The sequence below is a fragment of the Aeromonas sobria genome (assembly GCF_050266975.1).
Lineage (GTDB): Bacteria > Pseudomonadota > Gammaproteobacteria > Enterobacterales > Aeromonadaceae > Aeromonas > Aeromonas sobria_B.
The window spans coordinates 79,693-100,246 of the sequence record NZ_JBKISU010000001.1; the positions used below are offsets into that span (position 1 = coordinate 79,693).

Here is a 20,554-nt window from a genome sequence, read left to right on the forward strand (position 1 = left end):
AGCGGCCCCTGTTACTGGTATGCGTTGGGTGAGATGAGTACGGCGCGGTTTGACTCAAATGGACGCCGTTGGCGGCGAGGGTGCGTTGCCCCCGCCGTCCGTTGAACCCTCAGTTCAGTTCGATGGCAAAGTAGTCCCGGGCGTTGTTGAAGCAGATGTTTTCCACCATGGCGCCGAGCAGGGCCAGATCGGCCGGTGCCTCTCCCTCTGCGACCCAGCGCCCCACCATGCGGCACAGGATGCGGCGGAAATATTCGTGGCGGGTGTAGGAGAGGAAGCTGCGGCTGTCGGTCAGCATGCCGACGAAGCGGCTGAGCAGGCCGAGCTGGGCGAGCTGGGTCAGCTGACGCTCCATGCCATCCTTCTGATCGTTGAACCACCAGCCTGAGCCGAACTGCATCTTGCCGGGGATGTTGCCCCCCTGGAAGTTGCCAATCATGGTGCCCAGCACCTCGTTGTCCCTGGGGTTCAGGCAGTAGAGGATGGTCTTGGGCAGCGCATCCTGACTGTCCTGGGCATCGAGCAGCCTGGAGAGCGCCCGGGCCATGGGGGCGTCATTGATGGAGTCAAAGCCGGTGTCCGGTCCCAGGGTCAGCAGGCGGCGGCTGTTGTTGTTGCGCAGTGCCCCTATGTGGTACTGCTGCACCCAGTCCCGCCGCTTGTACTCCCCGGCCAGATAGATAAGCACGGCGCTCTTGAAGGCGGCTACTTCATCGGGCGCCAGGGTCTCGCCCCCCAGACGGCGAGCCAGCATGGCGTCGAGTTCCTGCTCGCTGGCCTGGCCAAACAACACCTCGTCCAGGGCGTGGTCCGCTATCTTGCAACCGTGGGCGGCGAAGTGATCCAGCCGGATCGCCAGGGCATGGGTGAGATCGGCAAAGCGGCGGATCTCGACATCGCTCACTTCCCCCAGCCGGGCCAGATAGTCGGCAAACCCCTCGGCCTCTATGTTGAAGGCCTTGTCCGGCCGCCAGCTCGGCAGCACCTTGATGTCGAAGCCGCTGTCCGCGGCGATGGCGGCGTGGTGGCGCAGATCATCGACGGGATCATCCGTGGTGCCCGCCATCTTGACCTTCATCTGCCGCATGATGCCGCGGGCCGAGAACTCGGGGCGGGCCAGCTTGTCGTTGCAAAAATCCCATATCTCCCGGGCCGTGTCCGGGCCCAGCAGAGTGCCGGTCAGACCGAAGGGGCGTTTTAGCTCGAGATGGGTCCAGTGATAGAGGGGGTTGCCTAGGGTCTGGGGCACGGTGCGCGCCCAGGCCTCGAACTTGGCGTAGTCGTCGGCATCTCCGGTGCAGAACCGCTCGTCCACCCCGTTGGATCGCATGGCTCGCCACTTGTAGTGGTCACCCTTGAGCCAGATCTCGTACAGGTTGGCGAAGCCGTGGTCCTGGGCGATGAGCTCGGGGGGCAGGTGGCAGTGGTAGTCGAAGATGGGCTGCCCGGCGGCGAAGCCGTGATAAAGCTGGCGAGAGAATTCGGTGTCCAGCAGAAAGTCATCTGTCATGAAGGCGGTCATTCGGCTTGCTCCGTACGAGAGATCTCGGTGAGTAGGCTAGTTGTTGGACCAATTATTCGCCTTGCCAGACATCTCGTCCAGTCACTTTGAGCCAAAAATCCCAGCCAGGTCACAAAATCCCCCCGATTGGACTGAAATGGCCTCTTATGGCGCTGTTCTGGCGGCAGCATGGCGCCAAGGCTCTCACATGTGGGATGATTTGGAGCCGTTAGGCGCCTGTCAGCCCATTGCAATGGCATAAAATGTGACCCGAGTTGGGTTTATGACTGCCGGTCTGTGGGGGTATTCGTTTTTTGTGATGGCTCTCAACATTCATAGATGTTCTACCAATTACAGTTGGCACCTCGAAGATGTAGGACATTAAGACTGACTCCTCACGGAAGAGGTCTAGCAGATAACAACACACACTTGAGGTCCCGCTCCAATGAAGATGAAAACCCTCACCGCCGCCATCCTGATGGCCGCCCCGCTGGCCCTGGCCGCCTTCTCTTCCCACGCCATGGACAGGGTCACCCTGAAGCTGGCCCATAACCTGGATACCAACCACGTGGTCCACCAGGCCCTGGCCGAGATGGCCAAGGAGATCAGTACCGCCTCCGACGGCAAGATGAAGCTGCGTATCTACCCGGGTGGCCAGATGGGCGGTCCGCGCGAGACCCTGGAGCTGCTGCAAAATGGCGCCCTGGACATGACCAAGGCCAGCGCCAGCGAAATGGAGCCCTTCTCACCGGCCTTCTCCATCTTCAGCCTGCCTTATCTGTTCAAGGATCAGGCCCACTTCAACAAGGTGATCTATGGCCCGGTCGGCCACGCCATGATGGCGGAGACCCGTGACAAGGGCTTCGCCTCCATCGCCGCCTATGTGGCCGGAACCCGCAGCTTCTATGCCAACAAGCCTATCCAGACCCCGGCCGACATGAAGGGCATGAAGATCCGGGTGGTCGCCACCCCGACCACCATCAAGCTGATCGAACTGCTGGGCGCCGCCCCCGCCCCCATCCCGTTTGGCGAGGTCTATACCGCGCTCCAGCAAGGGGTGATTGACGGCGCCGAGAACAACGAACCCTCCTATGTGCAGACCCGTCACGTGGAGGTGGCCAAGTTCTATGCCGAGGATCAGCACACCGCCGTGCCCGACTTCCTGGTGATCTCCACCAGGGTGTGGGACAAGCTCTCGGACGAACAGAGACAGATCCTGGAGACGGCGGCCAAGCACTCCGAGACCCATCAGCAGGCGCTGTGGGACAAGGAAGTGGCGGCATCGCGCAAGCAGGCCGCCGAGGCGGGCGCCACCTTCATCCAGGTCGACAAGGAGGCCTTCCGCACCGCACTGGCCCCCCTGTATGAGGATTTCCGCAAGGATCCGGTGCGTGGCGCCTGGCTCGGCAAGATCGAGAACGAAGCAGCCCAGTAATCATGAGGAGAGGGCGGCCCGCGCCGCCCTCTCGGGAGAAGTGCAATGCGTCTTGAAAAGTTCAAGCGACCGATAGACAGGTTGCTCGCCGGGTTCACCGTCACCGTGATGTCCATGCTGGTGGTCTGCGTGGTGTGGCAGGTGTTCAGCCGTTATGTGCTGTCGCAACCCAGCACAATGACGGATGAGATAGCCCGCTTCAGCATGATCTGGGTGGGGCTGCTCGGCGCCGCCTATGCGACCGGCAAGCGCCGCCACCTCAGCATCGACCTGTTTGTTTCCAACCTCAAGGGCAGCCGAAAGCTCATCAACCAGCTATTCGTGGATCTCTGCGTGCTGCTGTTTGCCGGCAGCGCCATGGTGTGGGGCGGGCTGACCCTGGTGGCCAAGGTCTACAGCACGGGCCAGGTGTCCCCCGCCATGCAACTGCCCATGGCCTATGTCTATGTGGTGCTGCCGCTGAGCGGCCTCATCATCTGCTACTACTGCGTGCTCTACATACTGGAGACCCTGCTCGACAGCCTGGCTCCCACCCCCGATCTTGCCCCCTCAGAGGAGAACATCTGATGGATTGGACCATAGCTCTGGTCATGTTTGGCTCCTTCTTCGTGCTGGTGTTCGCGGGGGTGCCCATCTCGTTCTCCATCGGTCTGGCGACCCTGGCCTCCGGCCTGATGATGCTGCCCCTGGAGACCATACTGGCGGTGATCGGCCAGAAGATGGCGACCGGCCTCGACAGCTTCTCCCTGCTGGCGATCCCCTTTTTCATCCTGGCGGGGACTCTGATGAACTGCGGCGGCATCGCCCAGCGGCTCATCAACTTCTCCCAGGTGCTGGTGGGGCGCATGCCTGGCTCCCTCGGCCACGTCAACGTCATGGCCAACATGCTGTTTGGTTCCATCTCCGGCTCGGCGGTGGCCGCCGCCGCGGCGGTGGGGGGCACCATGGCGCCCATGCAGAAGAAGGCGGGTTATGATCCGGCTTATTCTGCCGCCATCAACGTGACCTCCTGCATCTCGGGTCTGCTGATCCCTCCCTCCAACGTGCTGATCATCTATGCCCTGACCGCAGGCGGCATCTCGGTGGCGACCCTGTTCATGGCGGGCTATGTACCCGGCATCCTGATGGGGATCAGCATCATGGCGGTCGGCACCATCATCGCCAAACGCCGCGGCTACCCCGTCGCCGAGCGTCCCTCCTTCGCCGTGGTGATGCGCGCCTTCTGGGATGCCATCCCCAGCCTGCTGCTGGTGGTCGTGGTGATGGGCGGCATACTCGGCGGCATCTTCACCGCCACCGAGGCCTCCGCCATCGCCGTGGTTTACACCTTCGTGCTCTCCGTGGTCATCTACCGCGAGGTCAAGCTCAAAGAGCTGCCGGCCATCATGCTCGATTCCGTCATCACCACCGCCATCGTGCTGCTGCTGATCGGCATCTCGGTGGGCATGTCCTGGGCCATGACCAATGCCGACATTCCCTATACCATCAGCGACGCCCTGATGAATGTCTCCGATAACCCCCTGGTTATCCTGCTCATCATCAACGTCATCCTGCTGATCGTCGGCGTCTTCATGGACATGACGCCGGCCGTGCTCATCTTCACCCCCATCTTCCTGCCGATCGTCACCGAGCTTGGGATGGATCCGGTGCATTTCGGCATCATGATGGTGTTCAACCTCTGCATCGGTCTCTGTACGCCGCCGGTCGGCAGCGCCCTGTTCGTGGGTTGCTCCGTCTCCGGGGTCAAGCTGCAGTCCCTCATCAGGCCCATGCTGCCCTTCTTCTTCGTGCTGTTGCTGAGCTTGCTGGCGGTGACCTATATACCGTCCCTGAGCCTGTTCCTGCCGGGGCTGTTCGGCATGCATTGAGGATCAAGACGCACGAGTGAGCCGCTGGCTCACTCGTGCATTTTGGGTTAAATTGGTATAACAAGTTTTCGCTGCCGGGCACATGCCCGGCACTTGCTGCAAAGAGGCCAGGGTGTGAGTGACATTAATGTGGATGTCTTCGAGTCGAAACGGCTCTATCAGAAAGTCGCCGCCGAGCTGAAACAACGGATTGCGAGTCAGCGTTACAAGGTTGGCGAACGGCTGCCGGCGGAGCGACTCATCGCCGAGGAGATGGAGGTGAGCCGCACCGTGGTGCGCGAGGCCATCATCATGCTGGAGGTCGAAGGGCTGGTGGCGGTGCAGAAGGGCTCGGGCATCCATGTGATCGCCCAGGAGAGCCAGAGCGCCGAGCCAGCGCCGACCCTGGATGATGCCCTGCTGACCGCGGGTCCGTTCGAGTTGCTTCAGGCCCGCCAGCTGCTGGAGAGCAACATCGCCGAGTTTGCCGCGACCCAGGTGACCAAGCAGGACATCATGGAGCTGCTCAAGATCCAGGCCCTGGCCCGCAAGGAGGACAGGGCCCGGGATTCGGAGTGGGACAAGCAGTTTCATATCCAGGTCGCCAAGGCGACCCAGAATTCGGTGTTGGTGATCCTGACCGAGCAGCTCTGGCTTCACCGCGAGCGCAACCCCTATTGGCGCAAGCTGCATGAACATATCGACGACAAGGCGATCGCCAGCTGGTGCGACGACCACGACCAGATCCTCAAAGCCTTGATACGAAAGGATCCCCAGGCCGCCAAGCTGGCCATGTGGCAACATCTGGAGAACACCAAGCACATGTTGTTCCAGGCCACCACCTTTGACGATGAGATGAATGACGATCGTTATCTTTTCTCCGAGAATCCCGTGGTGCATCTGGTGATGAACGAGGCGGTCAACGAGTAGATCCCGGCACAGTGGTCGTCCACGCCCCCCCCGTCAGCCTGCTGACGGGGGTTTTTCATGTGTGCAGGCAAGGGGCTGAGTGTCATGGGTCGCCTCGTCCTGCCTCGGGCGCGGGGAAGGGCACAGGAGGGCTGGACGACACAGGGGCGGCGCCAGACACAAAAAACACCGGCGCCCTGGGGCGCCGGTGTCTGCTGCGGGTCGCGCTGGCCGCATGGCGGCCGATGGACTTAGCGCAGTATCATCTGCTCGCGGCCCGGGCCGACGGAGACCATGGGCACGGGGACGCCCATCAGCTCCTCGATGCGCAGCACGTAGCGCTGGGCGGCCAGGGGCAGCTCTTCGAACTTGCGGCAGCCGGAGATGTCTTCGCTCCAGGCTTCCATGGATTCGTAGACGGCCTTGAGACCGGCGGTCTGCGGCCAGATCGGGTTTTCGGTGTGGGCACCCTCGTAGGCGACGCAGATCTTCAGATCCGGCATGCCGGAGAGGCAGTCCAGCTTGGTCAGGGCCACTTCGTTGGCGGCCTGGATCTCCAGACCCTGCTTGGTGGCGACCGCATCGAAGTAGCCGATGTCACGGGGACGGCCGGTGGTGGCGCCGAACTCGTTGGCGAACTTGCGGAACTCTTCCTGGTTCTCCATGGCGGTGATCAGGGTGCCGGTACCGACCGAGGTGCTGAACGCCTTGGCCACGGCGATCACGCGCTCGGGGCGCAGGGCGGGCAGGCCGCCACCGATCCCGGCGTAGGCACCGGAGACGTGGGAGGAGGTCACCCAGGGGTATTCGCCGTAGATGAGGTCACGGCCGGCGCCCAGCTGGGCTTCGAACAGCAGGGTCTCGCCCTTGGCCTGGATGGCCTTGAGGGGCTCGCTGACGTTGCAGATGGCATCGCGCCACGGCTCGGACACTTCCAGCAGCCAGTCGGCCATCTCCTGGGCACTCTGGCTGAACTCGAAGCTGGGGTAGAGGGCCTTGAGCTGGGGCAGTTTCCAGTCGAGGAAGAACTGGATGCGCTCCACCAGCACGTCCGGCTGTTTCAGCCAGCCGACCAGGATCGCCTTTTTCATGACCCGATCACCGTAAGCCGGTGCAATGCCCTGGCGGGTGGAGCCATAGGCGCCATCACCCAGACGCACTTCTTCAAGGGTATCTTCCAGGGCGTGGATCGGCAGGCAGAAGGTGGCACGATCGGAGATGGCGAGTTTCGGAGTGACGCCGGCGGCCTTCACTTCGGCCAGCTCGCGGGTCAGTGGCTCCGGGCTGATCACCATGCCGGGGCCGAGCACGACCAGGCAATCCGGGTTGAAGACGCCGCTCGGCAGCTGATGCAGCTTGAAGGTGCCCAGGTCGTTGACGACGGTGTGGCCGGCGTTGTTGCCGCCCTGAAAACGGATGCTGGCGGCGGATTGACCTGCCAGATAATCGACGATGCGGCCCTTGCCCTCATCACCCCAGTTAGCACCTACGACTACGATAGACGACATGTGACTTTCTCCTAAGACGTTAGGCATCCATCCTAGGAGGCCGATGCGGATTAGAAAAATTAATTATCTTTATTGTTCTGATAACAAAACCATATAATTGCGGCGATATTATCGACGGCCGCACCCCGTGGCCCGCTTCGGAGTGCTTCATGCTGGATATTCACTGGCTCAACACCTTCGTCACCCTGGCCCGCCTGCAGCACTTCGGTCAGACCGCCACCGAATTGCACATGACCCAGCCCAACGTCAGCCTGCACCTCAAGAACCTGGAGCAGGCGACCCGGGTCAAGCTGGTGGAGCGCAGCCCGTTTCGGCTGACCCAGGCCGGGGAGCGCTTGCTGCAAAGCGCCGAGCGCGCCCTCAACGAGCTGCAACTGTGCCAGGCCGATCTCAATGCCCTCGGCCAGTTCAGTCAGGGCAAGCTCGCCATCGCCGCCAGTGACATCATCTCCCGGCTGCTGCTGATCCAGCCGTTCCAGCGCTTCAAGCAGGCCTTCCCCGGCATCGATCTCACCCTGTTCAACACCACCTCGGATCAGGCGGCCGAGCTGGTGAAGGGGGGCAAGGCGGATCTCGGCTTCGTGATGGCGCAAAAGCGCAGCGAGCCGCTGTTTTACACCGAGTTGCAACAGGTGACCTGGTGCGCCCTGGGGCAGGGGCTCAGCCGCTGGCAGGCGCGGGCCAGGGCAGGGGAGAGCGACCCCCTCGACGAGCCCACCCTGATCCTGCTGGGTCATGACACCCGCACCCGGGCGCTGATCGACCCCTCCTTGCCCCTGCTCGGGTTGCCGAGCTGCCGCATCATGGAGGTGGGCAGCGTGGACGCCCAGCTCGACTGGGCCGAGGCGGGATTCGGGGTGGCCATAGTGCCGGACTTCTCCCTCCACCCCAGGCTCAAGCTGACGGCGCCGGTCACCGAGCTCCATGACTTTCCCGGCACCAGCCTGGGGTACGTGGTGCGCCAGAACCAGGTACTGTCCCGGGCCATCAAGCAGCTGTTGCACTGGGTGGAGGAGGAGATCCAGCGCCCCCATCCCTATCTTGGCCCCGCGCCGGCTGGGGAGCGCAAGGAGAGCGGGGAGATCGGGCCCGAGTAGGGGCGCCAAAGGCGCAGTCCAAGCAACACAAGGGCCACCGCGAGGTGGCCCTTGTTTTGTCTGTCTGTATGAACAAAAGGTCAGGGCGTGGCCAGGGGACCGGTGGCGGCCGCGCCAGAGGGAGCCTGAGCTGGCGCCGTCTCCCCCTCGGGGGCGGCGGAACCGGTGGCGGCCGCGCCAGAGGGCGCTTGAGCTGGCGCCGTCTCCCCCTCGGGGGCGGCAGCGGAGCCGGTGGCACCCGCCCCCGAGACGGCCTGGGTGGGGAGCGCCTGAGAGGGAGCGCTGCCGGGTTGCAGGGACGCCGGCATCAGGGCGGGCGCATCCGGGAGCGGATCAGGCGCCGGTGCCCCGGGATCCTGTTGCATGGCGGCATGGGACGGCGCCGGGCTTGGCGCCGTCATGGCCTCCGGGGTGAGGGTGATGAGGGCCGGATGCAGGCGGGTAAACTGCTTGAGGTGCTCATCCATCACCCGGCGCAGGCGATGGACTGTCTCGGCCGGCAGGGTATCCAGGGTCACCAGATCCGCACGCACCCCCAGGGTGGGGATCGCCAGGGCCTGGCCCGGGTAGAGGTTGGCCGGGATGCGACCCCGTTCGTAATAGGTCGATCCCTCGATGAGCCCGGTTATCCTGGCATCCTCGATGGGGAGCAGACGGGCCTTGCAGCGCCCGATCAGATCCGAAATCACCTGATTGGGCTGACCCGCGACCACGAAGGCGGCGTCCAGGCTGCCATCACACAGGCCTTGCAGCCGATCGGCACCCAACCCGGCGGTGGGGGCAAAATCCCCGGCCTGCCAGCCCATGGCCTCAATGAGCGCCATGATGGTCACCCTGTCACCGCCGCTGACGCTGCCGAGATCGACCCGCTTGCCCGGCAGCTCCCCCAGGCTGCCGATGCGGCTCTGTTCGCCGACCAGCAGGGCCACCGATTCGTGATGGAGCCGATAGAGGGAGCGCAGCGCCCTGTTGGGGCCCTGGCTCGCGAAGGGCCCCGTGCCATGGACGGCGTGGTGGAGCACGTCGGATTGCACCAGGGCGAGCTGGCTCTTGCCATCTTGCAGGTCTTGCAAGTTGGCGAGGGAGCCCTTGGTGCTCTGCACGCTGCAGCGCAGGCCCTCGGGCCCGCTCTGTTCGTTGAGCAGGCGGCAGAGGGCGCCACCGACCGGGTAGTAGACGCCGGTGAGCGCCCCCGTGCTGATGGTGAGGTAGTCGCTGGCGTGGGCGCTCGCCCCCCAGCAGAGCAGGGCAAACAGGGGGGCGAGCAGGGCAGGTATTCGTGGGCGCATAGGAAACCAGTCAGTGAGCAGGGGGATGGGCCGGGCCCATCCGGTTTAGTTGAGCCGGGCCAGGATGGCCCGCTCCATGCGGGCCAGGGCCTCGCTCAGACGCGCCCGGGTGCAACCGAAGTTGAGGCGCACGAACTGGGCATCCCCGAACTGGGCCCCCGGGGAGAGGCCGACGCCGGCCTGCTCGAAGAAGGCGATGGGGTCATCCAGTCCCAGGCTCGCGACATCGATCCAGGCGAGATAGGTGGCCTGGTTGCGCGCCAGCGTGACCCCGGGCCAGCGGGCGACGGCCGCCTCGATCAGGGCCAGGTTGCCGCGCAGGTAGTCGAGCTGCGCCGCCAGCCAGGCATCGCCCCCCTCGTAGGCCGCCTCGGCCGCCACATAGCCCAGCAGGTTGACGTCGGCGCTGATGCCGCGCATGGCCTGTTGCAGCTTGAGGCGCAGCCTGGGATTGGCCACCACGGCGAAGGAGCAGCACAGGCCGGCGATGTTGAAGGTCTTGCTCGGCGCCATCATGACGGCAGAGCGCTCGGCGGCTGCCGGGCTCAGGGCGCCGTAGGGGATGTGGCGGGCGCCTTGGTCCAGTAGCAGATCGCAGTGGATCTCGTCGGAGCAGATCACCAGGTTGTGGCGCTCGGCGATGGCGTCGATGGCCTCCAGCTCCTCCCGGGTGAAGATGGTGCCACCCGGGTTGTGGGGGTTGCACAGCAGCAGCAGATCCGCCGAGGGGGCCTGGCGCTCCAGCTCCTCGATGTCCAGGACCCAGCGGGCATCCTGCTCCACCATGGGCACGGTGAGCAGGGGCCTGTCATTGAAGCCCGGCGCCTGCAGGAAGGGGTAGTAGACCGGCTTGGGGGTGATGATGCCGCGGCCATGCTGGCTCCAGGCCTTGCAGGCGAGGTTCAGGCCGGGCACCACCCCGGGCAGGAACAGCAGCCACTCCGGCTGGATGGTCCAGCCATAGCGCTGCTGCATGCGGGTGATGATGAGTTCGATGAGACGGGGGGAGGGGCGTGAGTAACCAAAGACGCCGTGGGCGACCCGCTCGGTCAGGGCCTCGATGACGGCCGGGGGGGAAACGAAGTCGGTGTCGGCCACCCACATGGGCAGGACGTCCTGCTCCTTGTACTTGTCCCACTTCAGGCTCATGGTGCCGCTGCGATCAATTTCCCTGTCAAAATCAAACATGTTCAGTCCTTTTACTGGCCAGACAAGCCGGGTGCCGCGCGCGGGTGTCTGCTGCCCGTCCCTCGGGCAAGGGCGCTCGGCTGGCCATCTTGGTGGGTGCTGCCATCATGGGCAGTCTGGGCCTTCAATGTACGGTGTCGGCGGAGCCGTCGCAAGCCTTGAGCTGGTTCTGGGTGGTGTCATAAGATGACCATGGTCCCGGCGCCTCCTGGCGCCCCCCTTCCTCCAGTCTGGTGATAATCCTATGAAATCCCTCACCGCCGTCAGCAAGCGTCCGGATCCCGTCTCACTCTCCTTCCTGGCGGTCACCTTCATGACCGGGGTGGCGGTGGCCCTGCAGGTGCCCACCTTGAGCCTGTTTCTGGCCGAGGAGGTGCAGGTGCGCCCCTTCCTGGTCGGCCTCTTCTATACCGTCAATGCCCTGGTGGGGATCCTCATCAGCCAGTGGCTGGGTCACAGATCCGACAGCCGTGGCGACCGCAAACGCCTGATCCTGCGCTGCTGCGCCGCCGGCATAGTGCTCTCCCTGCTGTTCGCCTGGAACCGCAACTACTGGCTGCTGGTGAGCCTTGGGGTCTTGCTGGCGAGCCTGGCGGCCACCGCCAGCCCCCAGCTGTTCGCCCTGGCCCGGGAGCATGCCGACAGCCAGCAGAAGCGGGCCGACATGTTCAGCTCAGTGATGCGGGCCCAGTTCTCCCTGGCCTGGGTGGTGGGGCCGCCCCTGGCCTTTGCCTTGGCCATCGGCTACGGCTTCGAGGCCATGTACCTGGCGTCCGCCTTCGCCTATCTCCTCTGCGCCCTGGTGGTGTGGCGCTGGTTGCCCTCCCTGCCGCTGCCGGCCAGGGACGAGAGCCAACCCAGGGTCAGCAGCTGGCGGGACCCTTCCGTGCGGGGGCTCTTCATCGCCTCCACCCTGATGTGGACCTGCAACAGCATGTACCTCATCAACATGCCGCTCTATGTCACCCGGGAGCTGGGACTGAATGAGACCCTTGCCGGGGTGCTGATGGGCACGGCGGCGGCGCTCGAGATCCCCTTCATGCTGCTGGCGGGCTACTACACCCACCGCTTTGGCAAGCGGCCCATGATGCTGCTGGCGGTGCTGGCCGGGATAGGTTTCTACGCCGGGCTGGTGACCCTGGCGAGCCAGCAGGCCCTGATCGCGCTGCAACTGCTCAATGCCATCTTCATCGGCATCATCGCCGGCATCGGCATGTCCTATTTCCAGGATCTGATGCCGGGGCGCGCCGGGGTCGCTACCACCCTGTTCGCCAACAGCATTCGCACCGGCTCCATCCTGGCGGGAGCCATCGCCGGCATCGTCGCCGAGCTGTGGAGCTTTCACGGCGTCTTCCTGGTGGCCCTGACCCTGGCCATGCTGGCCCTGGCCGCCTGCTGGCGGGTGTCGAACGTCTGAGACGCCTCTTGGGCCATAGGCAAAGACCCGCCTGGTGCGGGTCTCTTGTCATGGATAAAGGAGAGGGTGCGTGGGAAGGAGCCTAGTCCCGGCCCTGGTATTCGTCTCGCAGGCAGCGCAGCAGCAACTCGCTGGCCGGGCCCAGGGCGTCCGGGCTCTGGGTGAGCAGATAGGTATAGAGGTGGCGCTCGCTGCCCCCCTCCAGGGTCAGGGGCACCAGGCTGCCGTCGGCCAGGGCCGTGCTGGCCAGGTGGCGCGGCAGCCAGCCGTAGCCAAGCCCCTGTTGCAGCAGGGCGATCACCTCCTGGTAGTGGGTCACCTTCCAGCCGGTGTCCTCGGCATCGTGCCAGTCCACCGAGCGGTGGATGGGGGGGTGCAGGCCAATCTGGTTATGGGAGGTCAACAGCTCCAGGGAGAGGGGGACCTGGGCACTCGCCAGGGGGTGGCTCGGGGCGCACAGGGGCAGCAGGCTCACTTCGTCCAGGGGCAGGCCGGTACGATCCCCGGGCAGGTGCTCCGAGATCATCAGATCCCCGGGTTGCAGCGCGTTGAAGTGGCAGTGGATCCGCTCATGAAGATTGATGCGGCAGCCCCGGCTGCGGGGGTGGAAGCGGGCCAGGGCGCGATAGAGCCGTGTCCTGGGTTGCAGCGCCGAGACATAGAGGTTGATCTGGGGTTCCCACTGGCGCTCCAGGTTGTCGGCCAGGTTCTCGAGTTCCTCCACCTGCTGGCTGAGCTGACGGGCGCGCTTGAGGAAGGCCTCCCCGGCCGGGGTCAGCACCGCCTTGCGGCCACGGACCTCCAGCAGTGCCACCCCCAGACTCTGCTGCAGCTTGGCCACCGCATGGTTGAGGGAGGACTGGCTCTTGTTCAGGGCCTCGGCCGCCTGGGCATAACCGCCGCAGTCGACCACCGCCTGAAAGATACGCCACTGCTCGAAGGTACTCTTGGGACGAAACATGACTCACCTGCTGGCTTGGCACCGGGCTCGCGTGAATGGACTCCAATAACTCTAACGGTCCTGGCCGCCGCGAGCCGCTTTTATATGATTACCTGGGTTGGGCGACGAAGGTCTGGCCCGTCTTGCCCCGGCTGTCCGGTCCCATCAGGTAGAGATAGAGCGGCATGAGGTCTGCCGGTGTCTTCAGGGCCATGGGGTCTTCGGCCGGGAAGGCGCTGGCGCGCATCTTGGTGCGGGTGCCGCCCGGATTGATGCTGTTGACCCGCACCCCGGTATTGTCCAGCTCGTCGGCCAGCACCTCCATCATGCCCTCCACCGCGAACTTGGAGATGGCGTAGCTGCCCCAGTAGGCGCGCCCCTTGCGGCCCACGCTCGACGAGGTGTAGAGGATGGCGGCCTCGCCATGGGCCTTGGCGGTCTGGCGGATGAGGGGCAAGAGCGCCTGGGTCAGCAGGAATTCGGACTTGACGTTGACCTGCATCACCTCGTCCCACTCCTTCTCCTTGATGTGCTCGAACGGCGACAGGGAGCCCAGCAGGCCGGCGTTGAACAGCACGCCGTCGAGGCGGCCGAACTGCTCGGCGAAGGTCTCGGCCATGCCGCGATAGTGGCTGGCGGTGGCCCCTTTCAGATCGACCGGCACGATGGCGGGCAGGGGGTGGCCGGCGGCCTCGATCTGGTCGTAGACGGCCTCCAGCTTGGCCACGGTGCGACCCAGCAGTATGACGGTGGCGCCGTGGGCGGCGAAGGTGAGCGCCGCCTCACGGCCTATGCCATCACCCGCCCCCGTCACCAGAATGACTTTGTTGCTGAGCAAGGTGGCGGGGGCCTGATAATCGAGCATGACGACTCCTGTGAATTTCATGGAATTGGCCAGGGCCCTGCCCCGGCGTGTTGGGGCAAGTGTACTGAGGCCCTCGACCGTTTGACCAGCACGGCCAGATAAAAATGTGAAGGAAACGAGGCGCTTGCCGTTTTTCGGGCCAGTGCGGGCGCCGATGAGAGAGGCTTTGCGCCCCCGAAACAAACTCCCTAGAATGGGAAAAATTTTCACTCTCAACGGAGTCTTCAGTGGCATTTTTGAGCGAATACGGCCTGTTTCTGGCCAAGACCCTCACCCTGGTGCTCGCCCTCGGCGCCCTGATCCTGATGCTGGTCAGCAGCCGTCATCCCAAGTCCCGCAAGGGGGAACTGGTGATAAGCGATCTCTCCGCCGAGCTGGAGCAGACCCGCACCCGGCTGCGGGAGTCCCTGGCCGGCAAGCAGGAGCGCAAGCAGCTGGAGAAGCAGCAGAAGGAGCGCAACAAGCAGCGCAGCAAGCAGGGGGATGAGCGGCGTCGCCTGTTCGTCATGGACTTTCATGGCAGCATGGATGCCAGGGAGGTGGCCTCCCTGCGCGAGGAGGTGAGCGCGGTGATCGGGGTGGCCCAGCCGGGGGACGAGGTGCTGCTGCGGCTCGAGTCCGGCGGCGGCGTGGTCCATGGCTATGGCCTGGCGGCGTCCCAGTTGCAGCGCTTGCGGGATCGCCAGATCACCCTGACGGTGGCCATCGACAAGGTGGCGGCGAGCGGCGGCTACATGATGGCCTGCGTGGCGGATCGCATCCTGGCCGCCCCCTTCGCCATCGTCGGCTCCATCGGGGTGATCGCCCAGCTGCCGAACTTCAACAAGTTGCTCAAGAAGCACGATATCGAGTTCGAGATGCACACGGCGGGCCAGTACAAGCGCACCATCACCATGTTCGGTGAGAATGACGAATCGGGCCGGGAGAAGTTTCGCGAGGAGCTGGGGGCCATCCACGAGCAGTTCAAGGGGTTCGTGGCCGCCCATCGCCCGGCCCTGGAGATCGACAAGGTCACCACGGGGGAGCACTGGCTCGCCGGTCAGGCCAAGGAGCTGGGGCTGGTGGACGAGCTCTGCACCAGCGATGACTATCTGCTGCGCCGCGCCGAGGAGCGCCGGGTGGTGGGGTTGTGCTTCCAAAAGCCCAAGTCGCTGACCCAGAAGCTGGGCCAGCAGGGGGCCCAGGGGCTTGTACAGGGGCTGGAGCGGCTCTGGCAGCAGAGCCCCTGGCGCTGAGCTCTTGTCTTGCCGTCGACATCGACATGAAAGAGCCGGGCAGGAGCCCGGCTCTTCGTTTATGTCTTTGTTGCGGCTTAGAACCTGTCTACGAGCTGTCGCGAGAGGTCGTCAGCAAGGTAAAGAGCAGCGCAGGAATCGGAGCGTATAGGCATACGTGAGGATTCCGAGCAGCACATGAGCCTTGATCACGGCCTCGCAGTAAGGTCGTGACCAGGTTCTCAGCGCTGGAAGGGATAGACGGATCCCAGCTTCAGGATCTGGGTCAGCTCGTCCAGGGCGGTGCGGGACTCCTGCACCAGGGCCGGATCCCGCAGGTCGTCCAGGGCCAGGCTGTCGCGATAGTGTTTGTCGACCCAGGCGTCGAGGCGGGCGAACTGGCCGTCATTGATGAGGCAGGCCGGGTTGACCGCCGCCAATTCGCTGTCGTTCATGGCGACCCGCAGCCGCAGGCAGGCGGGGCCGCCGCCGTTCCTCATGCTCTGCTTCACATCCATGTAGTGCACGCCCTTGATGGGGGTACCCAGGGTCACCAGCCTGGCCAGGTAGGCCGACACCGCCGGGTTGTCACGGCACTCGGTGGGGGCGATGATGGCCATCTCGCCGGAGGGCAGGGTCAGGATCTGGGTGTTGAACAGGTAGGATTTCACCGCATCTTGCACCGACACCTCGCTGGTCGGCACCTCGATGAAGTGCAGCTCCCCCTCGCCAAACCTGGCGCGTACCTCTGCCAGGGCGGAGGCGGTGTTGAGGAAGGCCTGCTGGTGGAAGAAGAGCACGTTCTGGTTGCCTACCGCTATCACGTCGTTGTGGAACACCCCCTGATCGATCACCTCGGGGTTCTGCTGGATGAAGACGGCGGTCTCATCCCCCAGGCCATGGAGACGGGCGATGGCCTGGCTCGCTTCCAGGGTCTGGCGGGCCGGGTAGCGTTTGGGGGCGGGCTGGGAGACATCGAAGGCGCTACGGCCATAGACGAACAGCTCGACTCCGGCCTCGCCATAGGCGCGGCACAGCCGGGTGTGGTTGGCGGCACCTTCGTCACCGAAGTGATCGTTGTCCGGCAGATGGCTGTGGTGACAGAAGTGGCGATCCCCCGGGAAGACGGCGCGCAGGATGCGGCCGGTCACCTCGGGTTCGAGGGAGCGGTGGAACTTGTTGGTCAGGTTGGCCGGGGTGAAGTGGATGCGGCCATCCTGGGTATCGGCACTCGGGGAGACGGTGGCGGCGTTGGCGGTCCACATGCTGGAGGCGGAGTAGCAGGCGGCCAGCACGGCGGGGGCCTGCCTGGCGGCCTGCTCCAGTACCCTGGCGTCCGATCCGGTGAAGCCCAGGCGGCGCAGGGTGGCGAGATCCGGCCGCTCCTGGGGCGCCAGCACCCCCTGGGTCATGCCCAGATCCGTCAGCGCCTTCATCTTGCGCAGCCCCTGCTTGGCCGCCTCCTTCGGATTGGACGCGGCCGATGCATTGCTTTGGGACGCCACGTTGCCATAGGAGAGGCCGGCATAGTTGTGAGTGGGGCCGACCAGGCCGTCGAAGTTAACCTCGAAGTGCTTCATCAGAGTACATCCTTTCGATTTTTATAGGGGTTGCGGTTCCTTCCGCGCACAAAGCTGCGGGATGTGGCCATTATAAAGAGATTTTGTCTTTTGTAACAAGCTGATAACGAAAGTGCTTTGTTATGTTGCGAGGGCGGTTTGTTATGTCGTTTCGGATATAAAAAACGGGGCTGAGCGGCATAAAAATGAAAAAGCGGTTGCGTCCATCCCCTGTGCTTCGCATTAATAAATAAAGAAGCGATGCGGTTGGGAACCACAAGCAAACTTGTCGCCAAGATTGCTTTTTGGCGTCAAATCTCTTATACAGCCCCACAAAACCGCACACCAACCCCGACGGGTGCAACGAGGATACAAGTTACAGCATGGGCAAATCACTGGTCATCGTAGAGTCTCCGGCCAAGGCCAAGACCATCAATAAATACCTGGGTAAAGACTACGTGGTGAAATCCAGCGTCGGTCATATCCGCGACCTGCCGACCAGCGGCAGTGCCAGCAGCGAACCCAAGAAACCCGTCATTCGCGGCATCAAGCTCAGCGAATCCGAGAAGGCAGCCAAGGATCGCAATGCCCTGTTTGCCCGCATGGGCATCAACCCCACCAATGGCTGGCAGGCCAACTACCAGATTTTGCCCGGCAAGGAGAAGGTGGTCAGCGAGTTGCAGAGTCTCGCCGAGAAGGCCGACACCATCTATCTCGCAACCGACTTGGACAGAGAAGGAGAGGCAATCGCCTGGCACCTGCGGGAGATCATCGGCGGTGACGACAGCCGCTACAAGCGGGTGGTGTTCAACGAGATCACCAAGAGCGCCATTCAGGAGGCCTTCTCCCAGCCCTCCGAGCTGAACATGCACCGCGTCAATGCCCAGCAGGCCCGTCGTTTCCTCGACCGGGTGGTGGGCTACATGGTCTCTCCGCTGCTCTGGAAGAAGCTGGCCCGCGGCCTCTCCGCCGGCCGGGTGCAATCCGTGGCCGTGCGCCTCATCGTCGACAAGGAGCGCGAGATCAAGGCGTTCGTGCCGGTCGAGTTCTGGGATCTGCATGCCGACCTGATGACGGCGGGGGACGAGTCCCTGCGCATGGAGGTGCTCAGCCGCAACGGTGCCGAGTTCAAGCCGGTCACCAAGGCGGAGACGGATGCCGCCCTGGCGGCCCTTGACGGGGTCGACTATCGGGTCATCAGCCGGGAAGACAAGCCGACCGGCTCCAAGCCGTCCGCACCCTTCATCACCTCCACCCTGCAGCAGGCGGCCTCCACCCGGCTGGGCTTCGGGGTGAAGAAGACCATGATGATGGCCCAGCGCCTGTACGAGGCGGGCTACATCACCTACATGCGTACCGACTCCACCAACCTCAGCAAGGAGGCGGTCGAGGCGGTGCGTGACTACATCGCCAGTCAGTACGGCGCCCCCTATCTGCCAAGCGAGCCGAATCTGTATGGCTCCAAGGCGGGGGCCCAGGAGGCGCACGAGGCGATCCGTCCCTCCAACGTCACCCTGACCACCGCCGACCTGGAAGGGATGGAGCAGGATGCCCTGCGGCTCTATGACCTCATCTGGCGCCAGTTTGTCGCCTGCCAGATGACCCCGGCCCAGTACGATGCCACCACCCTCACCGTCAAGGCGGGAGAGTTCGAGCTCAAGGCCCGCGGCCGCATCCTGCGCTTCGCCGGTTGGACCAAGGCGCTGCCCCCCATGGGGCGCAAGGGCGACGACAGCCAGCTGCCGGCGGTGAACGTCGGCGAGACCCTCACGCTGATCAAGCTGGATCCCCGTCAGCACTTCACCAAGCCCCCCGCCCGCTTCACCGAGGCGGCCCTGGTGCGCGAGCTGGAAAAGCGCGGCATCGGCCGCCCGTCCACCTACGCCTCCATCATCTCCACCATCGTCGATCGCGGCTATGTGCGAGTGGAGAGCCGCCGCTTCTTCGCCGAGAAGATGGGGGAGATAGTGACCGACCGCCTGGTGGAAAACTTCGTCGAGCTGATGAACTACGAGTTCACCGCCAAGATGGAGGACAAGCTCGATGAGGTGGCGCAGGGGGAACAGGAGTGGAAGGCGGTGCTCGATGCCTTCTTCGCCGAGTTCACCGCCGAGCTGGCCCAGGCCGACAAGCCGGCGGAAGAGGGGGGCATGCGCGCCAACCAGATGGTGCTGACCGGCATCGACTGCCCGGATTGCGGCCGCAAGATGGGGATCCGCACCGCCACCACAGGAGTCTTCCTCGGCTGCTCCGGCTATGCCCTGCCGCCGAAGGAGCGCTGCAAGAAGACCATCAACCTGGTGTCGGCCGATGAGTTCGTCTCCGCCATCGACGGGGAAGAGGCGGAAACCGAGGCGCTGCGCGCCAAGCATCGCTGCGGCATCTGCGGCACCGCCATGGACGCCTACATCATCGACGAGACCCGCAAGCTCCACGTCTGCGGCCGCAACCCGGACTGCGAGGGTCACGAGATAGAGCAGGGCCAGTTCAAGCTCAAGGGCTACGAAGGTCCCAGTATCGAATGCGACCGCTGCGGAGCCGAGATGCAGCTCAAGAACGGCCGCTTCGGCAAGTACATGGGCTGCACCAACGAGAGCTGCAAAAACACCCGCAAGATCCTGAAAAATGGCGACATCGCGCCGCCGAAGGAAGATCCCGTGCCCCTGCCCGAGCTCAAGTGCACCCAGTCCGATGCTCACTTCGTGTTGAGGGACGGCGCCGCCGGTCTCTTCCTCGCCGCCAGCAACTTCCCCAAATCCCGGGAGACCCGTGCTCCCCTGGTGGAGGAGCTCAAGCGCTTCAAGGAGCGGCTCTCGCCCAAGCACCAGTACCTGGCCGACGCCCCGGCGTCAGATCCTGACGGAAACGCCGCCATCGTTCGCTTCAGTCGCAAGACCAAGGAGCAGTACGTGATGACGGAGGTGAACGGCAAGGCCACAGGCTGGACGGCCCATTACGACAATGGCAAGTGGCAGGAGAGCCTGGCCAAGGCCAAGAAGGCGTGAAGCTGATGTGACAACAGGGCCCTGCAAATGCAGGGCCTTTTTCATGGCCGGAGGATATACTGCAAACGCTGCAAGGTAGCGGCAGGCAAGACAAGGAGTCGATTATGGATATCAGCGAGATCCGGCCTGGCATGAGTTGCCAGACCCGGGAGGGCCTCGCCTATGTGCTGGAGGTCGACAGACAGAACCAGCTGGTGTTGCTCCAGCGCGAAGCGGAAACCATCCCGGTGCAGGTGCGCAGCGACGAGATCCTCTCCCTCGGCTAGAAGGGAAGCAGAAACAGCAGCTCGGCCAGGTCGGGCTGCCACTGCCACTCCTGCATCCTGACCCGTCCCTTGATCACCGGCACCCCCTCCTGTTGCAGGCGCCCCGTCTGCTCATCAAACCCTTTTGACCCCTTGGGCAGAGAGATCTTGCCCCCGGCCCCCAGCACCCTGTGCCAGGGCAGCACCTTGTCTGTCTCGCGCAGCACCTTGCCCACCAGGCGGGCCCGGCCCGGCAGGCCGGCGAGATCCGCCACCTGGCCATAGCTGACCACCTTGCCCTCTGGTATCAGCGCCAGGATGGCTTCGATCCTGGCCTGCTTGTTCTGCCCGGCTTGGGTTCCCTGCATGCTTGTTGCTATCTCGTCACGACAAAGGCGCCATTGTGGCGCCTTTGTCGCGGGGTGGGCAAGTGTGACAAAGGCACACTGATTGGTGGCGCCTTTGTCGTGGGCTGGGCAAGTGTGACAAAGGCACACTGATTGGTGGCGCCTTTGTCGTGGGCTGGACAAGTGTG

Annotated in this window: 17 protein-coding genes; 9 read left to right on the forward strand and 8 right to left on the reverse strand. The window is 64.1% G+C overall.

The annotated features are described in order from the left end of the window. Positions 1-109 precede the first annotated feature (109 nt). Positions 110-1,522, reverse strand: coding sequence for a glucuronate isomerase (gene uxaC / locus ACLHZ1_RS00415; RefSeq protein WP_427260496.1), 1,413 nt, complete (start codon positions 1,520-1,522; stop codon positions 110-112). A 424-nt stretch (positions 1,523-1,946) separates the two neighbouring features. Here uxaC and ACLHZ1_RS00420 point away from each other — a divergent pair, with 424 nt between their 5' ends. The 4 genes from ACLHZ1_RS00420 to exuR all read left to right on the forward strand — a co-directional run bounded on the left by ACLHZ1_RS00420 (position 1,947) and on the right by exuR (position 5,713). Further along, positions 1,947-2,936 (forward strand): TRAP transporter substrate-binding protein, encoded by a 990-nt coding sequence (locus ACLHZ1_RS00420; protein WP_427260497.1) that lies wholly within the window; start codon positions 1,947-1,949, stop codon positions 2,934-2,936. A 45-nt stretch (positions 2,937-2,981) separates the two neighbouring features. Continuing rightward, positions 2,982-3,503, forward strand: coding sequence for a TRAP transporter small permease (locus ACLHZ1_RS00425; protein ID WP_408796402.1), 522 nt, complete (start codon positions 2,982-2,984; stop codon positions 3,501-3,503). Then, positions 3,503-4,804, forward strand: coding sequence for a TRAP transporter large permease (locus ACLHZ1_RS00430; RefSeq protein ID WP_427260498.1), 1,302 nt, complete (start codon positions 3,503-3,505; stop codon positions 4,802-4,804). The genes ACLHZ1_RS00425 and ACLHZ1_RS00430 overlap by 1 nt, the downstream gene beginning before the upstream one ends. A 114-nt stretch (positions 4,805-4,918) precedes the next feature. Beyond that, the gene (exuR, locus tag ACLHZ1_RS00435; protein WP_408796400.1) at positions 4,919-5,713 is read left to right on the forward strand and encodes a transcriptional regulator ExuR; all 795 of its coding nucleotides are present in this window, start codon (positions 4,919-4,921) and stop codon (positions 5,711-5,713) included. 230 nt (positions 5,714-5,943) lie between these two features. On the opposite strand, the gene ACLHZ1_RS00440 is transcribed toward exuR, so the two are convergent. After that, the gene (locus tag ACLHZ1_RS00440; RefSeq protein ID WP_427260499.1) at positions 5,944-7,200 is read right to left on the reverse strand and encodes an adenylosuccinate synthetase; all 1,257 of its coding nucleotides are present in this window, start codon (positions 7,198-7,200) and stop codon (positions 5,944-5,946) included. 149 nt (positions 7,201-7,349) lie between these two features. Here ACLHZ1_RS00440 and ACLHZ1_RS00445 point away from each other — a divergent pair, with 149 nt between their 5' ends. After that, positions 7,350-8,297, forward strand: coding sequence for a LysR family transcriptional regulator (locus tag ACLHZ1_RS00445; protein ID WP_427260500.1), 948 nt, complete (start codon positions 7,350-7,352; stop codon positions 8,295-8,297). A gap of 80 nt (positions 8,298-8,377) precedes the next feature. On the opposite strand, the gene ACLHZ1_RS00450 is transcribed toward ACLHZ1_RS00445, so the two are convergent. Continuing rightward, complete coding sequence (locus tag ACLHZ1_RS00450) at positions 8,378-9,586, reverse strand: TAXI family TRAP transporter solute-binding subunit (RefSeq protein ID WP_427260501.1); 1,209 nt, start codon at positions 9,584-9,586, stop codon at positions 8,378-8,380. Positions 9,587-9,631: 45 nt separating this feature from the next. Beyond that, positions 9,632-10,774, reverse strand: coding sequence for a MalY/PatB family protein (locus ACLHZ1_RS00455; RefSeq protein WP_427260502.1), 1,143 nt, complete (start codon positions 10,772-10,774; stop codon positions 9,632-9,634). A 244-nt stretch (positions 10,775-11,018) separates the two neighbouring features. Between ACLHZ1_RS00455 and ACLHZ1_RS00460 the strand changes: the two genes are divergently transcribed. Further along, positions 11,019-12,191 carry an MFS transporter gene (locus tag ACLHZ1_RS00460; protein WP_427260503.1) on the forward strand — a complete coding sequence of 391 codons (1,173 nt, stop codon included), beginning with the start codon at positions 11,019-11,021 and terminating at the stop codon, positions 12,189-12,191. Positions 12,192-12,273: 82 nt separating this feature from the next. On the opposite strand, the gene ACLHZ1_RS00465 is transcribed toward ACLHZ1_RS00460, so the two are convergent. Both ACLHZ1_RS00465 and ACLHZ1_RS00470 read right to left on the reverse strand, forming a co-directional pair. Next, positions 12,274-13,152: a LysR family transcriptional regulator gene (locus ACLHZ1_RS00465; RefSeq protein ID WP_427260504.1), complete on the reverse strand. Its 879-nt coding sequence runs from the start codon at positions 13,150-13,152 to the stop codon at positions 12,274-12,276. A gap of 88 nt (positions 13,153-13,240) precedes the next feature. Continuing rightward, positions 13,241-13,996 (reverse strand): YciK family oxidoreductase, encoded by a 756-nt coding sequence (locus ACLHZ1_RS00470; RefSeq protein ID WP_427260505.1) that lies wholly within the window; start codon positions 13,994-13,996, stop codon positions 13,241-13,243. Between the two features lie 227 nt (positions 13,997-14,223). On the opposite strand from ACLHZ1_RS00470, the gene sohB reads away from it, so the two are divergent. Further along, complete coding sequence (gene sohB / locus ACLHZ1_RS00475) at positions 14,224-15,231, forward strand: protease SohB (RefSeq protein WP_427260506.1); 1,008 nt, start codon at positions 14,224-14,226, stop codon at positions 15,229-15,231. A 221-nt stretch (positions 15,232-15,452) separates the two neighbouring features. Here the strand turns inward: sohB and astB are convergent, their stop codons facing one another. Beyond that, positions 15,453-16,790: an N-succinylarginine dihydrolase gene (gene astB, locus ACLHZ1_RS00480; RefSeq protein ID WP_427260507.1), complete on the reverse strand. Its 1,338-nt coding sequence runs from the start codon at positions 16,788-16,790 to the stop codon at positions 15,453-15,455. Positions 16,791-17,152: 362 nt separating this feature from the next. Here astB and topA point away from each other — a divergent pair, with 362 nt between their 5' ends. Next, the gene (gene topA, locus ACLHZ1_RS00485; RefSeq protein ID WP_427260508.1) at positions 17,153-19,774 is read left to right on the forward strand and encodes a type I DNA topoisomerase; all 2,622 of its coding nucleotides are present in this window, start codon (positions 17,153-17,155) and stop codon (positions 19,772-19,774) included. A 104-nt stretch (positions 19,775-19,878) separates the two neighbouring features. After that, positions 19,879-20,040, forward strand: coding sequence for a hypothetical protein (locus ACLHZ1_RS00490; protein WP_167335482.1), 162 nt, complete (start codon positions 19,879-19,881; stop codon positions 20,038-20,040). Here the strand turns inward: ACLHZ1_RS00490 and ACLHZ1_RS00495 are convergent. Beyond that, positions 20,037-20,387: an MGMT family protein gene (locus ACLHZ1_RS00495; protein ID WP_427260509.1), complete on the reverse strand. Its 351-nt coding sequence runs from the start codon at positions 20,385-20,387 to the stop codon at positions 20,037-20,039. The genes ACLHZ1_RS00490 and ACLHZ1_RS00495 overlap by 4 nt on opposite strands. Between the last annotated feature and the right edge of the window lie 167 nt (positions 20,388-20,554).